Here is a 21713-nt window from a genome sequence, read left to right as displayed (position 1 = left end):
GCGGCTAAGCCCTCGGCCCCTTCGCTTGCCTGGCCTTCTGCGCGGGTGCGACGGCACGCGCGCCCTCCCACTGCCCGCTCTCGCACAGGTCGCGGATCACCTCGCCGATCAGCGTGCACACCGCGCGCTTCGCGTTGGTGGTCGGCAGGTGCACCGACACGCACAGCCCCAGCGTGCGGAACATCGACGGCGAGTCGATGCGGTGCGCGGCCAGGCGGCCTTCCTGCACTTCGCGCTGCGCGAGGCCCAGCGGCATGATGGTCGGGCCGAGCCCCGCTTCCACCGCCGCCTTGAGCGTATAGACCGAGTTGATTTCCGCCGCCACCTGCGCCGCGGAATGCCCCGCGCCTTCGAGCACGGCGTCGACCAGCCAGCGCGTGCAGTGGCCGTGCGCGTTGGCGGGCCACACCAGCGGCCGCGCGGTGGCCTGCGCGATGCTCACGTCGCCGGGCGGCAGCGCATGCGGGCTCTGCGGCGACTCGAGGAACACGAAGTCTTCTTCCACCAGCGGCGTGAACACGATGTCGTCGGCCGGCATGGTGGGCGAGAACACCGCCACGTCGACACGGCCGCGCAGCAGCTGGTCGGCCATGTTGCCGGTGAGCTCCTCGTTCAGGTGCAGCACCACGTCGGGGTAGCGCCGCGCCGCAGCGCGCATCAGCGGCAGCGCGATCATGGGCGACACGCTCTGCGGCAGCGCCGCCACCACCGAGCCCACCACCGAATCGGCCGCCACCAGCACCGCGGCCTTGGCATCGCTCACCTGCTTGGTGATGCCCTGCGCATATTCGTAGAACACCTTGCCGGCCTCGGTCATGGCCACGCCGGTGCGGCTGCGCAGCAGCAGTTGGGCGCCGAGCTCGGCCTCGAGCTCGGTCATCTGCTTGCTCAAGGCCGACTGTGCAATGAAGAGTTGCTGCGCCGCGCGCGACAGGCTGCCGCAATCCACGATGGCAACGAAATACTTGAACTGGCGCAGTTCCATCGGCAGGTCTCCGGCCGCGCGCCCGCAGAGAGAAAAGGGGTGTGGCGGCGGCCGGCAATTCTAGGCCGCGCCCTCGCGGGCCGCGGGTCGGACAACGCCCCGCAAGACGTCTGAAGAGCGTCAGTTCACGCAGTCGAAACTGGCCGCGTCGTTCACGTCGCCCGCGCCCTTGTAGCGCGGATAGGCGGGGTACTTGCACATCGGCCTGGAAAGCGCGACGGCACCGCTCGCGGCATCGACCTTGCGCTGCACCAGCTTCTGCGCCGAGGCCGGCACGCCCTGCTCTACCCACGTCGACATCGCCTTCAGCAGGTCGACCTTGTCCGCACCCGGGCCGCCGTAGCAATGGCCCACGCCGGGCGCCAGGAACAGCTCCACCGTGTCGTCGGCCTTCTGCCGGCCCAGGGTGCTCACGACCTGGTCGTAGTAGCGCGACGTGTCGCGCGCGCTCACCGAGGTGTCGTTGGTGCCGTTCCACATGATCAGCTTGGCGCCGCGCGCGTGCAGCCCGCTCAGGTCCGGGTCGGCCGCGCTGAACAGAGCGCCGATGACGCCCATGCGCGCGAGCCACTGGTCGGGGTTCCAGGTGAGCGTGTCGAAGCCGGGGTCCTGCGTGATGAACGAGCGCACGAAGCCGTCGGAGAACATGCCCTGGACCGAGTTGCCGCCCAGCGCCGCCTGCGGCCAGATGTACGAGCCCCAGCCTTCGGCGGTGTTCTCGAGCCCGAAGTTGTAGCCCGGATGCGACCACGCGTTGTCCGACGTGGCCACCGCCGAGGTGATGGTGTTCACCGTGCCGATCTGCGCGTCCGACAGGCAGCTGTCGCCCGTGTCGCCGCCACCCGCGCAACGCAGCGGCGTGGGGTCGTAGTTGCAGGCCGCGGGCCTGGCGACGATGCCGTCGGCCACGCCGTCGAGCGCGTCGCACTGCGCGAGCACCGCGTCGGCCAGCAGGGTCTGCTTGGCCGGGTCGAGCGTGTTCGCCGGCGTGCGCACCCGCTTGGCGATGCGGTTGAACTGCATGAACAGGCCCATGATGTTGCCCGCCGGTGCGCGCGCCACGATGCCGTCGAAGTCGCCGGGGAAGCGCTGCGCCTGCATCAGCGCGTCGTGCCCGCCCATCGAGCAGCCTTCGAAATAGCTGCGCGCGGGTGCGTTGCCGAAGAAGGCCGAGATCACCTCCTTGCCCGGCGGCAACGCGCGGTGTTCCGATTGCTGCGTGAAGTCGAGCAGCTTGGCCGGGTCGGCCGCGAAGGCCGCCGCGAAATAGCCCGCGTCGGCGGGCCCGCCGTGGTCGTAGCCGCCGTTGGTGCCGATGGTGGCGTAGCGCTCGCTGAAGATCGACGGGCTGAACTGCGGATCGCTCGCCTTGGGCAACTGCCCGTCGAAGCCTCCGCCGCCGATGAAGGCGAGCTTGCCGTTCCAGCCCGAGGTGGGCAGGCGCGCCTCGAAGCGCAGGCCCGAGCCCTTGAAGCTCGCGGTGACCACGCAGTACGCGGGCTGCGCCGCCACGGCGGCCACCACCTTGGCGTCGTCGACGGTGACCGTGCCCGCGCCGAAGGCCCGGCCCTTGAGCGTGGGACATTTATCGGCGAGCGACATCGCCGGCGGTGCCTCGGCCGGAGGGCTCGCGGGCGGCGGCGCGGAGGGCAGGAGAGGAAGCACGCCGCCGCCACTCCCGCCACCGCATCCGGCGGCCATCGTGGCAACGGCCGCTGCAACCAGCACGCGGCGCGCCATGCAGCGCACGGGGGGGTTCTTCATGTTCTTGTCTCCTGTCGGTGTTGTTGTCATGTCGAATGCGGAATGCGGAATGCGGAATGCGGAATGCGGAATGCGGAGTGCGGAGTGCGCTCAGGCGCCGGCCGGGCCGACGACCTTTCCGGGGTTGAAGATGTTGTGCGGGTCCAGTGCCTGCTTCACGGCGCGCATCAGCGCCACCGTGGGCTCGCCGTGCTCCTCGACCAGGTACTTCATCTTGTGCAGGCCCACGCCGTGCTCGCCGGTCGAGGTGCCGCCGTGGCGCAGCGCGCGCTGCACCAGGCGGTGGCTGAAGGCCTCGGCGGCTTCGTTCTCGGCCGCGCTGCCGGGGTCCACGAGCACCAGGCAATGGAAGTTGCCGTCGCCGACGTGGCCGAACAGCGGCGACAGCAGGCCGTGCGCCGCGATGTCGGCCTGCGTCTCGTCGATGCATTGCGCCAGTGCCGACAAGGGCACGCAGGCGTCGGTGGTCAGGCTGCGGCTGCCCGCCTTCAGCTGCAGGCACGCGAAGTAGGCGTGATGGCGCGGCGTCCACAGGCGCGAGCGCTCCTCGGGCCGGTGGGCCCACTGGAACGCGCCGCCGCCGTGGTTGCCCGCAATCTCGCGCACGATGTCGGCCTGCTCGTCGATCTGCGCCTTGCTCGCGCCGAACTCCAGGAACAGCGTCGGGTTCTCGCTCAGCGTGGTGCGGCTGTGCGCGTTCACGGCGCGGACGGTCAGCGCGTCGAGCATCTCGGCACGCGCGAGCGGCACGCCCATCTGGATCGACTCGATCACGCAGTCGACCGCCGCGCGCACCGTGGGGAAGTGCACCACCGCCGCCGCATAGCCCTCGGGGTGCGGATGCAGGCGCACGGTGGCCTCGGTGATGAGGCCCAGGGTGCCTTCGGAGCCGCAGTACAGCTGCGTGAGGTTGTAGCCCGCCGAGCTCTTGCGCGCCTGCGAGGCGGTGCGCGCCACGTCGCCGTTGGCCGTGACCACGGTGAGGCTCACGAGGTTGTCGCGCATGGTGCCGTAGCGCACCGTGTTGGTACCCGACGCGGCCGTGGCCACCATGCCGCCGATGGACGCATCGGCGCCCGGATCGACCGAGAAGAAGAAGCCGGTCTCCAGCAGCGCCGCATTCAGCTGCCCGCGCGTCACGCCGGCCTCCACCGTGGCCGTGAGGTCGCCGGGGCGAATGGCCAGTACCTTGTTCATCTGCGAGAAGTCGATGCAGACGCCGCCTTCGACGGCCAGCAGGTGCCCTTCGACCGACGAGCCCACGCCGAAGCCGATGACCGGCACGCGCTCGCGGGCACAGGCGCGCACCACGAAGGCGACCTCGTCGGTGCTGCGCACGAACACCACCGCGTCGGGCGGCTGCGGCAGGTAGGCCGACTCGTCGGTGCCGTGCTGCAGCAGCACGGCCTGGCTGGTGGAGAAACGCTCGGCGAACCTGCGCTGCAGCAGCGCGACCAGCTCGGGCGACGGGGAACGCCGGTCCACGGCGGGCGCGTTCGAACGCGCAGGGGTACTCACAACCGCATCCATGGGGTTCTTTCAAAAAGCGGGGGAAAGCACCGCGGGCGAACGCCACGGCGCGGGGAACGATCCGGCTAGCGCATCAGGGCTTCGGCGCAGCCTGCTCGGGCTTGACGAACAGCACCAGCACGGCGCCGACCACCAGCAGCCCGGCGAGCATGTGCAGGCCGGCGTCGGTGCTTTGCGTCGCGTCCTTGATCAGGCCGATGAGGAACGGCGCGCTGAAGCCCGAGAGGTTGCCGAAGGAGTTGATGAGCGCAATGCCCGCGGCAGCCGCCGCGCCGCCGAGGAAGGCCGTCGGCATGCCCCAGAAGATCGGCAGCGTCGACATGATGCCCATGGTGGCCAGCGTGAGGCCGGCCATGGCCAGCGTCGCGTTGCCGTGGAAGGCCACGCTCAGCACCAGCCCGAGCGCGCCGGCGACGGCCGCCAGCGCGCTGTGCCAGCGGTACTCGAGCCGGCGGTCTGCGCTGCGGGCCATGAGGTACATCGCGACCACGCCGAAGCTCCACGGTATGGCACTGAGCAGGCCGATGTCGAGCGCGCCCTTCACGCCGATCGCCTTGATGATGCTGGGCAGCCAGAACGAGATGCCGTACAGCCCCGAGGTGTAGGCGAAGTACACCAGCGCCAGCAGCCACACGCGGGCGTTGCTCATCACGCTGAGGATGCGCGGCTCGGCCTTGCCCGCGCCGTCGGCGGCGATGTCGCGTGCGATGAGCTCGCGCTCGGCCGTGCCGAGCCACTGCGCGTCCTTCACGCGGTCGTCGAGGTAGCGCCACACCACCAGGCCCAGCGCCACGGTCGGCAGGCCCTGCAGCAGGAACAGCCACTGCCAGCCGGCCCAGCCGTTGACGCCGCCCATGCCCTGGAGGATCCAGCCCGAGATCGGCCCGCCCAGGATGCCCGCGAACGGGATCGCCGCGAGGAACAGCGAGGTGGCCTTGCCGCGGCGCGCGGCCGGGTACCAGTAGGTGAGGTACAGGATGATGCCGGGGAAGAAGCCCGCCTCGGCCGCGCCCAGCAGGAAACGGATCACGTAGAACGACATCGGCGAGCTCACGAACATGGTGGCCGCCGACAGCACGCCCCAGGTGATCATGATCCGCGCGATCCAGCGGCGCGCGCCCACGCGGTGCAGCACCACGTTGCTCGGCACCTCGAAGAGAAAGTAGCCGATGAAGAAGATGCCCGCGCCCAACCCGTAGACCGCCTCGCTGAACTGCAGGTCGCCCTGCATCTGCAGCTTGGCGAAGCCGACGTTCACGCGGTCGAGGTAGGCCACGATGTAGCACAGAAACAGCAGCGGGATCAGCCGCCAGCCGACCTTGCGGTAGACAGCGTCGGAGACTGCGCTGGAGGTGCTGTCGATCCCGCCCTTGTACGGCTGCGTGCCCGCGGCGGTGGTCGTGGTGATGCTCATGGGTGCGTCGCTTTCTTTCGTTCTGCGTTCGGTTGCAGCCGATGGTCGCGTCCGCACCGCGGCGCACCGCAGCGGGTTTCTACGCAAGATTCATATGGATTGAAGATCGGCGTATCTCCGATCGAGATGCGCGCCACCGCCGCATTCCGGCGCGCGGAAGTGTTGTTTCATCGGTGCTAACCCTGCGTCCGGGCCCGTTCCTCCTGCATATGATGAATGTAAGAATTTCGTTACAACAACATCGACTGCAAGAGGAAAGTTCTCCATGACACGCCGCACCCTTCATCCTTCGCTTCGTGCCACCACCCGCGGTGTGGCGGGGTTGCTCATGGCGGGTTGTGCGTCGGCGCATGCCCTGGTGATCGGCGTCAGCGAAGGCGTGAGCTACGACGTGCCCGACGCGCAGATCACCGCGCGTTTCGAACCCATCGCCGAGCTGCTGGCCAAGGCGCTCAAGCAGCCGGTGACCATCAAGGTGCTGAACACCTACAACGGCGCGCGCAGCGCGCTGCAGCAGCAACAGGTCGACTTCGCCTTCGTCCACCCCTCGCACGTGGCGCTGGGCGCCATCAAGGGCGGCCAGTACCGCGCCTTTGCATGGACCACCGGCTACACCGACTACAAGGTGTCGTTCCTGTGCAAGGAGCAGCAACCCATCTCCGACTGGAAGAGCGTGGCCGGCAAGCAGCTGGTGATGCCCGACGCCGACTCGATCACCGCGGTGATCACGCGCGCGATGCTGCGCGAGCAGGGCCTGCAGGACGCGGGCGCCGTCAAGGTCACCAACACGCGCTTCCAGGAGGCCGTGCCCTTCTACGTGCAGAACGGCTTCGCGGCCTACGGCGCCACGGCCGCCGCGAGCGTGGTCAAGACCTGGAAGGACGGCGGCGGCAAGGTGTGCGCCGAATCGCGCGCGGTGCCTGTCAAGCAGTGGCTCGCGTCGCGCAAGCTCGACGCGGCCACCGTGAACACGGCGCGCGATGCGCTGCTGAGCCTGGCGCAGACCGACGCCGGCAAGCGCGCGCTGGCAACCTCGACCTATGTCGGCTTCGTCGCGCCGTCGGCCGACATCGAGTCTTCGCTCATGCGCTGGCTGGGCATCTGAGCGGTCATCCGAGGGCAATTCCGCACGCGCACCCCGTTGCGCGATCGCGGGCAGAATCCGGCGCTTGCAGCACCTTCCCCAGGAAACAAGCCCATGACCGATCTCTCGAACTTCCCCATCACCAAGAAATGGCCCGCGCAGCACCCCGAGCGGCTGCAGCTGTATTCGCTGCCCACGCCCAACGGCGTGAAGGTGTCGATCATGCTGGAGGAAACCGGCCTGCCCTACGAGGTGCACCTCGTGAGCTTCGAGACGCAGGACCAGATGTCGCCGGAGTTCCTGTCGCTCAACCCGAACAACAAGATCCCCGCCATCCTCGACCCCGACGGACCCGACGGCAAGCCGCTGCCGCTGTTCGAGTCGGGCGCCATCCTCGTGTACCTGGCCTCCAAGACCGGCAAGTTCATGCCGAAGGACACCGCCGGGCGCTACGAGGCCCTGCAGTGGGTCATGTTCCAGATGGGCGGCATCGGCCCGATGTTCGGCCAGCTCGGCTTCTTCAACAAGTTCGCCGGCAAGGACTACGAGGACAAGCGCCCGCGCGACCGCTACGTGGCCGAATCGAAGCGCCTGCTCGGCGTGCTCGACAAGCACCTGGCCGGGCGCAAGTGGATCCTGGGCAATGACTACAGCATTGCCGACATCGCCACCTTCCCGTGGATCCGCAACCTGGTCGGCTTCTACGAAGCGGGCGACCTGGTGGGCTTCAAGGACTTCAAGAACGTGGCGCGCGTGCTCGAGGCCTTCGTGGCGCGGCCCGCGGTGGCCCGGGGCCTGAACATTCCGAAGCGGGGCTGAACCCCGCGCCTGTGCCGGGCATCCGCCACCAGCACAGGCCAGTTGGATCAGCGGATCAGTTGTTGGCCGACAGGTCCATCAGCATGCGCGAGAGCAGGTAGAGCCGCGGCACCACGCTCTCGACCTCCGCATACTCTTCCGGCGTGTGGATGCCGCCGCCCACGATGCCGAAACCGTCGAGCACCGGAATGCCGACGCCCGCCACCAGGCTCGCGTCGGCCGCGCCGCCGCTGCTCTCGATGGTGAGCTTCTTGCCGATCTCCGCGTAGATGCCCTCGGCCATCTTCACCAGCTTCTCGGACGCAGGCAGGCGCGGCATCGGCGGCAGGCCGCGGCTCAGGCGCACGCGCACCTCGGTCTCGGGAATGAGCTTGTTCTGCGCGATGCGCACCATGTCCTTCTCGACGCGGTCGAACTCCTCGGGCGTGGCCACGCGCACGTCGGCCTTGGCGCTCGCGGTGGCGGGAATCACGTTGGTCGGGCCGTTGGCCGTGAGCACGGTGAAGTTGACGGTGGTCTTCTTCGCGGCGTCCGCCGTCTTCGACAGCTGCAGCACCTGGTGCGCGACTTCCATCGCGGCATTGCGGCCGGCCTCGGGCGCCACGCCCGCATGCGCGGCCACGCCCTTCACCTCGAGCAGCGCGGTGGCCGAGCCCTTGCGCTCGACCACCAGGCCGTCGGCCGGGCGACCGGGTTCGAGGTTGAGCGCCACGTCGTGCTGCTTGGCAATGCGCTCGATCAGCGCGCTGGTGCCCACCGAGCCGACCTCCTCGTTGGTGTCGAGCAGGAAGGTGATCTGCCCATAGTCCTTGAAGCCGATCTGCTGCAGGATCTTCAGCGCATACAAGCCGGCCACCACGCCGCCCTTGTCGTCCATCACGCCCGGGCCGTAGGCGCGGCCGTCCTTGATGTAGAACGGCTTGGCGGCGGCCGTGCCTTCCTTGAACACGGTGTCCATGTGCGCGAGGATCAGGATCTTCTTCTTGCCCTGGCCGGTCAGCGTGGCGACCACGTTGGTGCCCGGGTGCGGCTCGGCCGGAAAGGTCTCGATGCGCGCACCGAGCTTGCGCAGCTCTTCCACCGCCATCTCGCGGACCTTGTCCAGCCCCTCGGTGCTGGCCGAGCCGGAGTCGATGTTGACCATGCGCTCCAGCATCTTCAGCGCCTCGTCCTTGCTTTGCGTGGCCGCGTCGAGCGCGCCCTGGTGCGGCTTCTGCGCCATCGCCTGGCCGGCGAGCAGCGCGCATGCGAGCACGGCGCCGTGGCAGGCCGTGCGCGCCCAGCGGCGCGAGCGGGTCGGCAGGGAGAAAGTCGAGGCGATGGGGCGCGTGCGAGTCGTCATGGAGTCCGTTCTGTCTTGGGATGGGAGATTTTGCGAAGGGCCTGCAAGGGCGGCGGGCAGGCTATCACCCGCTTTGCGAACGGGTCAAGCCGCTGACTACACTAACAACGTTAGCCTTACCCCGCGCAAAAGAAACAAGAGAACCACGAGGACCCGACCCACGATGCGAATCCAGCGCGACCAGATCATTGCCACGGCCCTGGTGCTGCTCGACGAGAACGGCCTCGACGGCCTCACGATGCGCGCGCTGGCACTGGCGCTGCAGGTGCAGGCGCCTTCGCTGTACTGGCACTTCCCCAACAAGAAGGCGCTGATCGACGGCATGGCCGACGCGCTGGTCGAAGGCGTGGCGCGAACGCCGGCCGCCAATGTGCCGTGGCAGGAAGCGATCCGCACGGTCGGGCAGGAGCTGCGCCAGGGCCTGCTGGCGCACCGCGACGGCGCGCGCGTGTATGCCGGCACCTACGTGACCTCGGACAACACGCTGCGCATGGGCGAGGCCATGGTGGCACCGTTGCTGCGCGCCGGCGCCAGCCCCAAGCTCGCGGGCTGGGGGTCGTTCAGCATGATGTATTACGTGCTGGGCTTCGTGATGGAAGAGCAGGCGTTGTGGCCCGCGGACGGCGTCGATGCCATCGAGAACAAGGCGGAGTTTCTCGCGCTGTCGCAGCAACGGTTCCCCTCGGTCTTCGCGTGCGCCGACGCGCTGTTCGACACCGACCTGGAGGAGCGCTTCGCGCTGGGCCTCGACGTGTTCATCGCGGGGCTGGCCCACAGGATCAAGGCTTCGAAACGCGCGTAGCGTCCCCTGGCGCCCAGTCGGTTCAGTCGAGTCCGCGCTTTCCCGCCGCCCAGTAGGCCTTGGCCTGGATGCGCCGCGACTCGACGCCCTGCGCCTTGAGCGCGCGGCCCATCTGGCGGATCGACGAGGCCTTGCCCGTCAGCACGTAGTGCGCGCCGCCGCTCATCGCCGAGTGGAGTTCCGCGAGGTGCGAGTCGTCGGTGCGGCGCTCCATCAGCGCCAGCGGCCGGATGCCCAGCGCGTCCAGCACCTGGCGCGATTCGGCGATTGCGCCGACCTCGAAGACGGCCTGCACCCTCTGCACTGCCTGCACTGCCTGCACTTCGGCATCTCTTCCGCACAGCGACGCCGCAAGGCCGAACGAAGTCTCGTCGCCGAACAGAACCGTCGCCGCCGGCAGCGGCCGGAGTTCGAGCGAGCGGCGCGGGCCGAAGACCTGGCAGCGCTCGCCCGGCCGCGCGCGGCGCACCCACTCGCTGCCCGGCCCTTCGCCGTGCGCGAACGCCATGATGCGCGTCACGCCACGCGCGCCGTCCCAGCGCAGCGGCGTGTAGGTGCGCGTCTCCAGCGTGCCGCCGGTCTTGATCTGCACCTTCTGGCCCGGCGACCAGCGATGGCTTTCGAAAGCCACGCATTCGAGATCGATGAGCCTGAAGCGCGGCGACACGCTGGTGGCCGCGATGACGTTCACGGGATGCAGGAACAGGCGGCCGAGCGTGCGCTCGACCAGCCCCGGCCGGGCGGCGCCCGTGGCCGCTTCGGAACCGATGTTGGAAGAAGACATGAAGAACTCCCCGAGGTGATGACGCGAAAAGACACAAAAATCTAACGACGTTAGATAGCGTGGACATCATAGGCTAACGATGTTAGTTTTGGTCATTCGGACCGCCAAACGCGAGACTGTTTGCAAGACGCTTCGCGCGCGTTGTCCTTTCACAATTCGGTGATACACTCCAATAAGAATAGTTCTTATTCAAGTCCCTCGCCCGCTTTTTCAAGCCCGCATGCATGCACGCGGGCCGAAGGCGCCGGGGCTCATCGTCGATGCTTGCGAGAAGGCGGCCGGATGCGCGACCTCGTTCAGGAACTGGTAGCTCACTACGCGGACTTGCGCCGGCAGCTGACCCGCGACCTGAGGGATCCGCACTACGCGGCCGACATCGCACAGTCCAGCTTCGAGCGCGTCTACGAGTCGGCGCTGAAGGCCCGCGGCGGCGCGCAGGGCGATGCCGCACCAAACGCGCAAGACGCGCAAGACACCATCGAATCGCCGCGCGCCCTGCTCTTTCGCGTGGCGCGCAACCTGTGCATCGACGACGCGCGCCGCCGCAAGGTCGCGCAGGAGTGGGCCAGCTCGCATGCGGAGGTCGGCATGCACCAGACGGCGCAGTCCAGCGAATACATCGTGGCCCAGCAGCGCGTGCTCGCGCGGGTGGTCGACACCATGGAAAAGCTCCCGCCGCGCCGCCGCGAAGTGTTCCTGCTCTTTCGCGCCTACGGCCACACGCGCGCCGAGATCGCGCAGCGGCTCGACATCACCGAGATGGCCGTGGCCAAGCACCTGCTGCGCGCCACCATCGACTGCTCGCGCGTGTTCGCCGAGCTGCGCGCCGAGCTGATCGAGCCGCAGGTGATGCTGAACCGCCCCGGCTTCGACGCGGCGCTGGCCGAAGATTTCTCGTGAGCGGCGGCATGGCCATGGGCGCGCCGCGCGAACGGCTGGTCGAGCGCGCGCTGGCACTCATCCTCGAAGGCGAGATGGCGCCCGGCGATGCCGCGGGCCAGGCCCGCACCGCACTCAACCAGTGGCGCATCAAGTCGGACGAGCATGCGGCCGCCGTGCAGGAAGCGCGGCAACGCTGGAACGCCCTCGGCGGCATGGCGCACGACCTGCGCGCGCACTTCGACGAGCCCGAAGGCCCGCTGATGGCCAACGCGGCCAACGCGGCCGCTGCGGCGGCCGCAACCGCTTCGTCCACCCACCGGCAGCAGCGCCGCAAGATGCTGTTCTCGGTGGCGGGCCTGCTCGGCGCCGGCCTGGTGGCGGGCCGCGGCGTGCAGTGGTACTGGCAGCAGCCGGTGTTCCGCTCGGCCTACCGCACGCGCACCGCGCAGATGCTGAAGGTGACGCTGGCGGATGGACGCAGTGGCCGAAACGGGGCCATCGGGGCCATCGGGGCCATCGGTGCAACCGGGGCGATGGGCAGCCAGCTCGACCTCGCACCGCAAAGCGCCATCGAGGTCACGCTCTACCGCCAGCGCCGCTTCGTCGACATGGCCCATGGCGAGGTGCGCTTCGAAGTCTCTCCCGACAGCGACCGCCCGTTCGAGGTCCACACGCGCAGCGCCACCATCGAGGTGGTCGGCACGGCCTTCACCGTGCGCGACCGCGGCGGCCCCGTGACCGTGGGCGTGGAGCACGGCCATGTGCGGGTGCGCGTGACACCGCCCCGCGGGCTCGCCGGCGCGGAGACCCGGGTGATCGACCTGTACAAGAGCGACCAGCTCGAGATCGTCGACGGCCAGCCCGGTCGCGTGCAGCAGGCCGACACCGCGGCCTTGTCCGCGTGGCGCGACGGCTGGCTGGTGTTCGAGAACACGCCGCTGGGCGACGCCCTGGCCGCGGTCAACAGCTACCGTGCGCGGCCCATCGTCAGCAACAGTGCGCGCATCGACGCGATGCGGCTGTCGGGCCGCTTTCGCACCGGCGACTCCGAAGGCCTGCTGGCCGCGCTGCCGACCATCCTGCCGCTCACGACCGTGGTGCACCCGGACGGCAGCGTGGCGTTGCAGGTGCGCTGACGCAGCAGCCTGCCAGCGCCCGGGGTGCGCGGGGCGCGCGCCTCAGGCGTTGCCGGACCCGCCGCGCGCATTGCCCACGGGGTGCCCCGACTGCACCAGCCCCCACTCGGTGAGCGCGATGTCGAGCGCACGCACATGCAGCGGGTCCTTGCCCAGCCATTGCGTGAGCCGTTCGGCGTTGTCCGGCGTCAAGGCCGCATGCATTCCGGCGAAGAGCGACCAGGCGGTGCGCACATGGGCATCGGTCACGGCACCGGCCCCCGATGCGCCGCCCGCCGCCGGGGCCGTGGACGCAAGGGCATCCTCCGCCGCCCGCACGCACGTCGCGCCCCTCATGCGCCTCATGCGCCTCATTCGAGCCCCCCGGTGGGCGGATGGAGATTCCTGCGGCGGTTGACGGCCAGCGCGGCGCCCGCCAGCGCCCAGAGGCGCAGGGCACGGTCGAAGGCCTGCAGATGCGCAGGCTCTTCACGCACCCAGTGCGTCAACTTCAATGCCACCGTGCGGCACGGGTTCTCTCTGAGTTCCATGTAGAGACGCCATGCGGTCTCCTCGGCGGAGGGCGCCTCCGGACGGTTCTGCGGGGCCACGGCTACTCCAGGCGCTGTGTGGGTGTGGATTCGGGAGGATGCCCGTGCAGCGGCGCCAGGCGCCAGCGGGTGCGCCTGCAAGGCGCTTCATCCAAAGAGACGATCCACCGGCCCGAATGTTCAACCGGAAGTGCCAGCCCCGGCCACAGGCGGCAGCAGGGCCGGCCCGGCGGCAGCGGCTGCGGCCTGCGGTTGCCGGCTCCTGGCGCCGGCGCGGCGCTTGCGCAGCCAGATCACCACGCCCGTCACGCTGAGCATCGCCACCACCAGGCCCATCGCCGAGATCAGAATGCGCCCCGGCAGCCCGAGGATGCGGCCCGAGTGCACCAGGAACTGCGCCTGCACGAAGATGTCGGCCGCCGTGCCCTTCCACGGCTCGCTGCTGCCGACGAAGCGGCCGTCGCGGCCGTCGATGTACAGCACGCGGTGCCCCACGCCGCCCGCGCCATGCTCGTCTTCGGGCGCAAAGAACTGCGCGCCGTAGATGCCGAACAGCTGCGCGTAGAAGAGCGAACCCACGGGCTCTTCCCACCCCCGGCGCCGAGCCTCCTGCGCGGCCTTGGCAAGCACGTCGGCGTAGCCGAGCAGCGGCACCACGGGCTTGGCCTCGTCGGCGGGCTCGCGCTGCTCGAACGGCGTGGGCGTGACGTTCGACACCATCGACATGACCGGAAAGAACACCTCGCGGTACAGGTTCAGCGAGAACGCGGTGAAGGCGATGACGAACAGCAGCGCCCAGGTCCACAGGCTGCCCGCGCGGTGCAGGTCGAAGTTCAGCTTGTAGCTGCCGGCGCCGCGGCGCACCTTCCATGCGGGCTTCCAGCGCTGCCACCAACGCTTGCCTGCCGGACCATCGGGTGTAACGGGAGCAGCGGCCTTGCGGGGGCGGCGCAGCGGCAATGTCAGGTAGAAGCCGGTGAAGCAGTCGAGCGTCCAGACCAGTGCGATGGTGCCCAGCAGCCAGACGCCCCAGCGGTCGATGCCCCACATCTTCGGCAGGTGCAGGGTGTAGTGCAGCACGTAGAGGAAGGAGACGAAGTTCTCCTTGCCGATGGGCCAGACCGCGCCCCAATCGCGCCGGCCGAGCTCTTCGCCCGACGCCGGATCGACGAAGACCTGGTTGAAGCCGGGCTTGAAGCGCTGGCCCGTCGCGGGGTCGACGCGCGGCTCGACGCCGAACGACAGCGAATGCCCCGCCTCGGCGGCCATCGGCAGCGAAGTGACGACCACCTGCGGATGGCGCGCCTCGAGCTGCCGCGCGAGTTCCAGCGGCGGCAGCGCCGGGCCGGTGGTGCGTGCATCCGTCAGGTGCGGGTTGAGCCATTCGTCGAGCTCGTGGTCCCACGAGATCACGGCGTCCGTCAGGCCCGAGACGAACAGGAACCCTGCAATCGACAGGCCGGCCCAGCGGTGCAGGGCCACGAACATCAGGCGCATTCGAAAGATCCTTCGACGGTCGGGGCGGTAGTGGGGGCGGTGGCAGTGGCGGTGGCTGCGGCGGTGGCCGTCGGACATGGCCGAGCCTGCCAGCCGCCGCCCATCGCACGATACAGCGAGACCCGCGCCTGCAGGCGTGCCATGCGCAGCTGCACCGACAGGTCCTGCGCAACGTAGAGGGTGCGCTGCGCGTCCAGCAAGGTCAGCAGCGTTTCGGCGCCCGCGCGGTAGCGCGACTCCGACAGGCCGGCTGCACGTCGTGCCTCGGCCAGCTCGACAGCCTGCGCCGCGGCCTGCGCGTCGGTGGCCGATACGGCGTTGAGCGCGGTTTCGGCATCGGCGAACGCAGCGGCGATGGCGCCCCGGTAGGCCGCCAGCAATTCTTCGCGCCGCGCCTGCGCCAGTTGCCGCCCGCCGGCCAGGCGGCCGCCATCGAAGATCGGCGCAGCCAGTCCCGCGGCCAGGCTGTAGACCGGGTTGTCGAACAGCCTGCCGAAGCGGCCCTGCCCCGTCCCCACGGAGGCGCTCAACGAGACGGTAGGCAGCAACGCGGCGCGCGCGGCCAGCACATTGGCATCGGCGGCGGACAGCTGCGCCTCGGCGCGTGCGATGTCCGGCCGGCGCACCAACAGGGCCGACGGTGCGCCCGCGCCGATGGACGGCACCTGCAGCGCATCGAGGGCCAGGCCCTGCCCCGCGGCCACCGGCGACGTCGCGCCCAGCAGCACGGCCAGCGCGGCTTCGGCGTCGCGCGCCTGCTGCTGCAGCGCCGCCACGCTGCGAACCTGTGCAGCCACCAGCCCGCGCTGCTGCGCCAGGTCGAGCGGCGACACCGCGCCGGCACGGCTGCGGGATTCGACCAGCGCGAGCACGCGGCGCGCATTGTCGAGATTGCGCTGCGCGATGCCGGCGCGCTCGCGCAGTGCCTGGCCCAGCAGCCAGGCCGAGGCGACGCTGGCCGTCACGCTGAGCCGCACGGCGTCGCGCTCGAAGGCGCTCGCGCGCAGGTCGTGCAGCGCCTGGTCGCGCCATGCGGCGTCGCGGCCCCACAGGTCGAGTTCGTAGCGGGCGCTGAAGCCGGCGGCATGGGTGCTGCCGTCGACCGCCGCACGGCCGCCCAGCCGGCCCTCGCGGGCGGCGTCGAGTGTGGCCGTGACCTGCGGCCGCAGCGCCGCACCGGCGATGCGGGCCAGTGCATCGGCCTGCGCCACGCGCGCGGCGGCGGCGGCCAGGTCGTTGCTCTGCACTTGCGCGCGCGCAATCAACGCGTCGAGCTCGGTGCTGCCGAAGCCGCGCCACCAATCCGCATCGACAGTGCCCGCCGCGGCTGACGCGGGCGGCGCGGCTTGCCATGCGGACGGCAGCGCCACCGCACGGTCGGCGCCGTCGCCCTGCAGCGCGCAACCGCCCAGCAATGCCATGCCAGACAACAGCCAGGCGGCGCGCAAGGCGAACGACATGCGCGGCATCGTCATTCCCCCGCCAGCGCCACGACCGGGTCGAGCCGCGCCGCGTTGCGCGCCGGCATGAAGCCGAAGATCACGCCCGTCAGCACGGCGCAGCCGAATGCACCGACGCTCGCGGGCACCGAGAACTGCACGGACACGCCCGCCAGCAACAGCGCCACCACGATGCCCAGCCCGGCGGCAACGCCGACGGTGCCGCCCACCGAGGTCACGAGCACCGCCTCGGTCATGAACTGGCGCAGGATGTCGCGCTGGCGCGCGCCGGTGGCCATGCGGATGCCGATCTCGCGCGTGCGCTCGCGCACCGTCATCAGCATCACGTTCATCACGCCGATGCCGCCCACCACCAGCGACACGACCGCAATCAGCCCCAGCATCATCGTCATGGCACGGGCGGTCTCGGTCTGCACGCGCAGGGCCTCGACGCGGTTCCATATCAGCACGTTGCGTCCGGCCTGCAGCCGCTCGAGCTGCGCCTCGATGGCGGTGGCCGTTTCCTGCGCCTTGTCGATGTCGCGCACCTGCACCGCGATCCACGTCGGGTTGGGATGGCCGTAGACCCGGGTGGCGGCCGAAGACAGCGGCACCACCACCCGGTCGTCCTGGTCCTCGCCGTCGGTGGCGCCCTTGGACGCCAGCACGCCGACCACCTGGAAGGGCACCTTGTCCACCAGGATGTCCTGGCCGACCGGGTCCTGCCCGTCGGCGAACAGGCGCTTGCGCACCGTCTCGCCGATCACGGCGACCTTGGCGACGCGCCGCTCGTCCTCGGCGTCGAACATCACGCCCTGGCTCACGCCCCAGCCCAGCACACGCGAGAACTCGACCGTGGCGCCCCCGCCCTCCGTGAGATGGTCGACGTTGCCGCGGCGCACCACCACCTTGTCCTCGATGTAGGGCGCGACGCCCTCGACGTTCGCCAGCGTGCGGATGGCCAGCGCGTCGTCCAGCGTGAGCGGCGCGCTCGGGTTGCGCAGGCTGGCGATCTGCGCGGCAACGAACATGGTGCGCGTGCCGAAGGTCTCGAACTGCGCCATCACCTTCTGCTGAGAGCCGCCGCCGACCGCGAGCATCACGATGACCGAGGCCACGCCGATCACGATGCCCAGCAGCGTGAGGCCGGTGCGAAACCTGTTGCTCCACATCACGCGCCAGGCCGCCCGCGTGGCCTCGCGGATGTCGGCCAGCAGCGAGGCGCCGCCGGGCGAGGCCGGGTGCCCGAAGGGCGTCGCCGGCGCAGCGGCGGGCGCGGGCGCGGGCGTGGCCATGGCCTCACCCTCCGCGCGGCCCGCGTCCGCCACGATGCGCCCGTCGCGGATCTCGATCACGCGGCGCGCCTGCGCGGCCACCGTCCGGTCGTGCGTGATGAGGATGATGGTGTGGCCCGCGTCCGCCAGCTCGTGCAGCAGCGTCATCACTTCGGCGCCGCTCTTGCTGTCGAGCGCACCGGTGGGCTCGTCGGCCAGGATGATGCGCCCGCCGTTCATCAGCGCGCGGGCAATGGCCACGCGCTGCTGCTGCCCGCCCGACAGCTGGTGCGGCCGATGGTCGAGCCGCGCGCCCATGTCCAGCCGCTCGAGCAGTGCGGTCGCGCGCGCGCGCCGTTCGGCTTCGGGCATGCCGGCATAGAGCGCGGGGATCTCGGTGTTCTCGCGCGCCGATTCGCTGGGCACGAGGTGGTAGCCCTGGAACACGAAGCCGAAGGCCTCGCGGCGCAGCCAGGCGAGCGCGTCGGCGTCGAAGCTGGCCACGTCCTGCCCGTCGAACAGGTAGCGGCCGGCGCTCGGCCGGTCGAGGCAGCCCAGGATGTGCATCAGCGTGGACTTGCCCGAACCCGAAGCGCCGACGATGGCCACGAATTCGCCGGCATGGATCCGCAGCGAGATGCCGTGCAGCACCGTGGTCGCGGGAGCGCCCGCCGAGGCGTTGTTGCCGCCGTACGACTTGCGGATGTCCTGCAGCTCGATCAGGGGCCGGGGCGTTTCGCCGGAAGCGCTCGCCGCCGGCGTCATGGCTTCGCCGCCCTGGCGGTGACGATGCGTTCCCCCGGCTGCACGCCCTCCAGCACCTGGGCGGAAAGCCGGTTGCGCACGCCGACGCGCAGTTGCCGCGCCTCGACCTTGCCGTCGGGGCGCAGCACGCGCGCGGTGAAGCGGTCGCTGCTGCCGGCCACGGGCACGAGCGCGGCCAGCGGCACGGAAAGCGCGTCCTTCTCGGCGTATTCGACGAAGGCGACCTTGGCCGTCATCTGCGGCATGAGCTCGCCGTCGGCGTTGTCGACGTCGAACAGCGCCGTGTAGACCACCACCTTGCTCGCCGCGCTCGAGGGCTTGGCGCCGCTGTCGCCGCCCGACTTGTTCTCGGGCACCGGTGGCGCGGGCAGCAGCTGCCGCACGCGGCCCTGCCAGCGGCGCTGGCTTTCGCCGAGCGTGGTGAAGTAGACCGGCATGCCGGTCCTGATGCGCCGCACGTCGGCCTCCGACACCTCGGACCACACCGTCATCGACGACAGGTCGGCGATGCGCAGCACGTTGGGCGTCTGGTAAGTGGCGTTGAGGGTCTGGCCTTCGCGCGCCTCCACCGACACGACGGTGCCGGCCATGGGCGCGTAGATGCGGGTGTAGCCCAGGCGGGCCTCGTCGGCCTTCAGCGTCGCCTGGGTCTGTGCGACCTGCGCCTCGAACTGGCGCACGCGCGCGCCGGCCGATGCCAGCGTGGCCTGCGCGGCCTGCACGTCCTCGTCGCGCGTGGCGCCGTCGGCCGCCATCTGGCGCTGCCTCGCGTGCTGCTGCCGCGCCAGCAGGTGCTGGGCCTGCTGGTCGTCGCGCTGCGCGCGCAGCCCCGCGAGCGAGGCACGGCCCGCGTCGACGGTGGCCTGCTGCACGCTGGGGTCGATCTCCACCAGCAGTTGCCCGCGCTTGACGACGTCGCCCGGCTGCACGTGCAACCGAAGGATCTGCCCCGAGACCTGCGCGCCCACGTCCACGTAGTGCCGCGGCTGCAGCACGCCGAGCGCCGTGACGCTGGATTCGATGGTGCCGCGCACGACCGCCACGGACTCGACATCCGCCGCATCGCCGCGCCCCCACAACAGCCCCGCGCCGGCCGCCGCGCACAGGAAGACCAGCAGCCCCGCCACCGCACGGCGGCGCCAGGCGCCTTGACGCACATCGCTCACGCCGCCCTCCCGCTACGCCGCCAGGCGCTGTGCGCGCGCACGCGGACGGGCCAGGAAACCCGCGAGCGGCAGCATCCCGGCGTGGCCGTTCGATCCGCTCTCGCTCGATGGCTCACCCGAAGGCTCTCCCGATAGCCCGCCCGACGGCATGCCGGCGCCGGCTTGCCGGCACGCCGCGCAGGCGCCGTGGATCTGCACGTCGAAGGTGCCCGTGGGCGGCAGGCCCTGGTTCAGCGCCACGCGGGTCAGCGCCTCGTGGAGTTCGCGGTCGTGCACCTCGGTGGAGGCGCCGCAGCCGCTGCAGCGCATGCGCACGGTCGCTGCGTCCGCCTGCGCATCGGGCGCGGCGTAGCGGAACACCGCCAGCGCGCCGCCCCGGCTGCGCACCCATTCGCGCTCGATGAGGCCGGAGTGCTCGAACTCCTTGAGGACGCGGTAGACCGTGGTCAGGCTGGCCGAGGTGCCGCGCAGCAGCATGCGGCGGAACACCTCTTCGCCGCGCTGCCACTCGGTGCCCGCGTCCGCCAGCGTCTGCAGCACGCAGAGCCGGACCACCGACGGCCGGATGCGCGCGCCCCGCAGCTGCGTCATGAACGCCGGGCGTTGCACGTCGTTGGGTTCCAGGCCGTCGTTCATGCAGCAAGGCTCTCGAGGTGGGCACGCGGCCGGTCGTCCGCGATGCGGCCGGCGCGCATGGTGATCACGCGGTCGGCCAGGTGAAAGTAGCGGTCGTCGTGCGAGATCACGACCAGCAGGTGGCCCTTGGCGCGAAGCTCGGGCAGCAGCTCGGTATAGAACAGGTGGCGGAAGGTCGGGTCCTGGTCGGCCGCCCATTCGTCGAACACCAGCACCGGGCGCCCTTCCAGGTAGGCGTGCACCAGCGCCAGCCGCTTGCGCTGGCCGGTCGACAGGTCGGTGGTGGTGAAGGCGCCATCTTTCAGGCTCACCTTGTGGGCGATCTCCAGGCGCTCCAGGTAGGGCAACGCACGCTGCGGCAGCACCTGCATGCTGGCCTCGCCGTGCGCCTCGCCCTCGCCGGCGGCCAGGTCCTCGAACAGGTAGAAGTCGGAGAACACCGTGGTGAAGAGCTGGCGGTAGTCGTCGCGAAGCTCGGGGCCGATCGCGGTGCCGTCGATGGCCACCTCGCCCTCGTGCGGCGCGTACAGGCCGAGCAGCAGCTTGATCAGCGTGGTCTTGCCCGAGCCGTTGTCTCCCACCACGAACACCATTTCGCCGCGGCGCAGCCGCAGGTCGATCGGCCCCAGCGCGAAGGCCTCGCCGCCCTCGGGCGCATCGAAGACGTAGCGCACGCCGCGCAGCGCGATCTCGCCCTCGAGCTTCAGCGGATCGCCGGCGCGCCCCACGTGCAGGTGAGGCTCCGGCGTGGCGAAGCGCGCCGACAGATCGGCAATGCGCCGGAACGCGACACGGGCGCGCCCCACGGCGGGCAATGCGCCGGCGATCTGGTCCATCGGTCCCTTGAGGTACAGCAGCACCAGCACGAAGCCGCTGAGCACCGCGGGCTCGGTGGGCCGGAACGCGGCCCAGCCCAGGATCAGCGCGATCAGCAGGAAGAACAGGCCCGAGCCGAACGCCGCGGCCACGACGAAGGTGTTGATCGCCCGCCCGTTGACGGTGCGGATGTTGTCCACGATGCGTTCGATCTGCCCGCCGAACATGCGCTGGCGGCGCACGCGGTGCATGCGCAGTTCCTTGGCGCCCTCGCTGATCGCGCGGTAGGCCTTGTGCAGCTGGTCTTCGTGTTCGCGCGCCTTCCAGAACCCGTTCACGCCACGGATCTGCGCCACGGTCTGCACCGAGGCGCCGACCACCAGCGCCACCATCAGCACGCCGAACAGCGGCAGCGACAGGTAGGCCAGGTAAGCCAGGCAGCCGAGCGCGGTGACGCAGGCGATCAGCGTTGCCGAGAGCGCGAACGCCACGTCGCTGATCATGTCCACGTCCTGCGACAGCACCGGCATGAGCCGGTGGGTGCGGTAGCGCTCCAGCGCATCGATGGGCGCCGAGAGGATCTTCTGCGCCAGGCTCTTGCGCACCTGCGCGACCACCCGCTGGCCGACGAAGTTGGTCGAGACGTCCGACACCATGCGCCCGAACAGCGCCGCGGCGCACAGGCCGATGAAAGTCAGCAGCAGGCCGCCCGAGAGGCCGCCCTGCCCGTTGAGCACCCGGTTGATGGTGCCCAGCAACGCGACCGTGGCCGCGCCCGCGCCGATGCCCATGACCGCCGACAGCAGGATCCACGGCAGGAACGGCTTGAGCAGGCGTGTGAACTCGCCGTCGGAGGCGGGGGCAGTGGTCATGCAAGAACTCTTTCCGCCCGCAGGCGACTGGGGTCCGGCGGCAGGGACGACCCCTGCCGCCGGACGCGAAACGGATGGCGGCGGCCCTGCCGCGCAAACGCCGGGCTGCCGGCGGCGCCGGACCGCCTGTACCCCTCTAGACGGGTGGCCCGCACAAATGTTCACGCCGCGGTTCG

General features: G+C 70.3%; 19 protein-coding genes. 5 read left to right on the top strand and 14 right to left on the bottom strand.

Features of this window, described 5'->3' with window-relative positions:
• Window positions 1-4 precede the first annotated feature (4 nt).
• The 4 genes from BM013_RS14460 to BM013_RS14445 all read right to left on the bottom strand — a co-directional run bounded on the left by BM013_RS14460 (window position 5) and on the right by BM013_RS14445 (window position 5693).
• On the bottom strand, window positions 5-985 hold the full coding sequence (locus tag BM013_RS14460) for a LysR substrate-binding domain-containing protein (RefSeq protein WP_093128176.1): 981 nt from the start codon (window positions 983-985) through the stop codon (window positions 5-7).
• A 120-nt stretch (window positions 986-1105) separates the two neighbouring features.
• The gene (locus tag BM013_RS14455; protein ID WP_256221507.1) at window positions 1106-2749 is read right to left on the bottom strand and encodes a tannase/feruloyl esterase family alpha/beta hydrolase; all 1644 of its coding nucleotides are present in this window, start codon (window positions 2747-2749) and stop codon (window positions 1106-1108) included.
• A gap of 90 nt (window positions 2750-2839) precedes the next feature.
• Complete coding sequence (locus BM013_RS14450; protein ID WP_093128174.1) at window positions 2840-4279, bottom strand: FAD-binding oxidoreductase; 1440 nt, start codon at window positions 4277-4279, stop codon at window positions 2840-2842.
• Window positions 4280-4352: 73 nt separating this feature from the next.
• Complete coding sequence (locus BM013_RS14445) at window positions 4353-5693, bottom strand: MFS transporter (RefSeq protein ID WP_093128172.1); 1341 nt, start codon at window positions 5691-5693, stop codon at window positions 4353-4355.
• Window positions 5694-5958: 265 nt separating this feature from the next.
• Here BM013_RS14445 and BM013_RS14440 point away from each other — a divergent pair, with 265 nt between their 5' ends.
• Window positions 5959-6798 (top strand): phosphate/phosphite/phosphonate ABC transporter substrate-binding protein, encoded by an 840-nt coding sequence (locus tag BM013_RS14440; protein WP_093128170.1) that lies wholly within the window; start codon window positions 5959-5961, stop codon window positions 6796-6798.
• A 93-nt stretch (window positions 6799-6891) separates the two neighbouring features.
• Window positions 6892-7596 carry a glutathione S-transferase N-terminal domain-containing protein gene (locus BM013_RS14435; RefSeq protein WP_093128168.1) on the top strand — a complete coding sequence of 235 codons (705 nt, stop codon included), beginning with the start codon at window positions 6892-6894 and terminating at the stop codon, window positions 7594-7596.
• A 55-nt stretch (window positions 7597-7651) separates the two neighbouring features.
• Here BM013_RS14435 and BM013_RS14430 read toward each other — a convergent pair whose 3' ends face one another.
• The gene (locus tag BM013_RS14430) at window positions 7652-8938 is read right to left on the bottom strand and encodes a glutamate carboxypeptidase (RefSeq protein WP_256219836.1); all 1287 of its coding nucleotides are present in this window, start codon (window positions 8936-8938) and stop codon (window positions 7652-7654) included.
• 163 nt (window positions 8939-9101) lie between these two features.
• Here BM013_RS14430 and BM013_RS14425 point away from each other — a divergent pair, with 163 nt between their 5' ends.
• Window positions 9102-9740: a TetR/AcrR family transcriptional regulator C-terminal domain-containing protein gene (locus BM013_RS14425; protein WP_093128166.1), complete on the top strand. Its 639-nt coding sequence runs from the start codon at window positions 9102-9104 to the stop codon at window positions 9738-9740.
• Between the two features lie 22 nt (window positions 9741-9762).
• Here the strand turns inward: BM013_RS14425 and BM013_RS14420 are convergent, their stop codons facing one another.
• Window positions 9763-10524, bottom strand: a complete 762-nt coding sequence (locus tag BM013_RS14420) for a siderophore-interacting protein (RefSeq protein WP_093128164.1) — start codon at window positions 10522-10524, stop codon at window positions 9763-9765.
• A 282-nt stretch (window positions 10525-10806) separates the two neighbouring features.
• Here BM013_RS14420 and BM013_RS14415 point away from each other — a divergent pair, with 282 nt between their 5' ends.
• Entirely contained in the window at window positions 10807-11424 is a 618-nt protein-coding gene (locus BM013_RS14415) for an RNA polymerase sigma factor (protein ID WP_093128162.1), read from the top strand.
• Window positions 11421-12542, top strand: a complete 1122-nt coding sequence (locus BM013_RS14410) for a FecR family protein (protein ID WP_256221506.1) — start codon at window positions 11421-11423, stop codon at window positions 12540-12542. The genes BM013_RS14415 and BM013_RS14410 overlap by 4 nt, the downstream gene beginning before the upstream one ends.
• A 42-nt stretch (window positions 12543-12584) precedes the next feature.
• Here the strand turns inward: BM013_RS14410 and BM013_RS14405 are convergent, their stop codons facing one another.
• From BM013_RS14405 to BM013_RS14370, 8 genes are all read right to left on the bottom strand, one after another.
• Window positions 12585-12791 carry a hypothetical protein gene (locus tag BM013_RS14405; RefSeq protein WP_093212726.1) on the bottom strand — a complete coding sequence of 69 codons (207 nt, stop codon included), beginning with the start codon at window positions 12789-12791 and terminating at the stop codon, window positions 12585-12587.
• A 101-nt stretch (window positions 12792-12892) separates the two neighbouring features.
• Window positions 12893-13132, bottom strand: a complete 240-nt coding sequence (locus BM013_RS14400) for a hypothetical protein (protein ID WP_256219838.1) — start codon at window positions 13130-13132, stop codon at window positions 12893-12895.
• 120 nt (window positions 13133-13252) lie between these two features.
• Complete coding sequence (locus tag BM013_RS14395; protein WP_093128158.1) at window positions 13253-14569, bottom strand: PepSY-associated TM helix domain-containing protein; 1317 nt, start codon at window positions 14567-14569, stop codon at window positions 13253-13255.
• Window positions 14560-16044 (bottom strand): efflux transporter outer membrane subunit, encoded by a 1485-nt coding sequence (locus tag BM013_RS14390; protein ID WP_256221505.1) that lies wholly within the window; start codon window positions 16042-16044, stop codon window positions 14560-14562. Before BM013_RS14390 ends, BM013_RS14395 begins: the two co-directional genes overlap by 10 nt.
• Window positions 16041-18047 carry an ABC transporter permease gene (locus BM013_RS14385; protein ID WP_093128157.1) on the bottom strand — a complete coding sequence of 669 codons (2007 nt, stop codon included), beginning with the start codon at window positions 18045-18047 and terminating at the stop codon, window positions 16041-16043. Before BM013_RS14385 ends, BM013_RS14390 begins: the two co-directional genes overlap by 4 nt.
• Window positions 18044-19204, bottom strand: a complete 1161-nt coding sequence (locus tag BM013_RS14380) for an efflux RND transporter periplasmic adaptor subunit (RefSeq protein ID WP_371280228.1) — start codon at window positions 19202-19204, stop codon at window positions 18044-18046. Before BM013_RS14380 ends, BM013_RS14385 begins: the two co-directional genes overlap by 4 nt.
• A gap of 21 nt (window positions 19205-19225) precedes the next feature.
• Window positions 19226-19849: a Fur family transcriptional regulator gene (locus BM013_RS14375; RefSeq protein ID WP_093128153.1), complete on the bottom strand. Its 624-nt coding sequence runs from the start codon at window positions 19847-19849 to the stop codon at window positions 19226-19228.
• Window positions 19846-21537: a cyclic peptide export ABC transporter gene (locus tag BM013_RS14370; protein WP_093128151.1), complete on the bottom strand. Its 1692-nt coding sequence runs from the start codon at window positions 21535-21537 to the stop codon at window positions 19846-19848. Before BM013_RS14370 ends, BM013_RS14375 begins: the two co-directional genes overlap by 4 nt.
• Window positions 21538-21713: the final 176 nt, after the last annotated feature.

This window comes from Variovorax sp. OK605 (assembly GCF_900115445.1).
Lineage (GTDB): Bacteria > Pseudomonadota > Gammaproteobacteria > Burkholderiales > Burkholderiaceae_C > Variovorax.
Note: the sequence above shows the minus strand (reverse complement) of the source record. Positions and strands in the feature narration are given on the sequence as shown.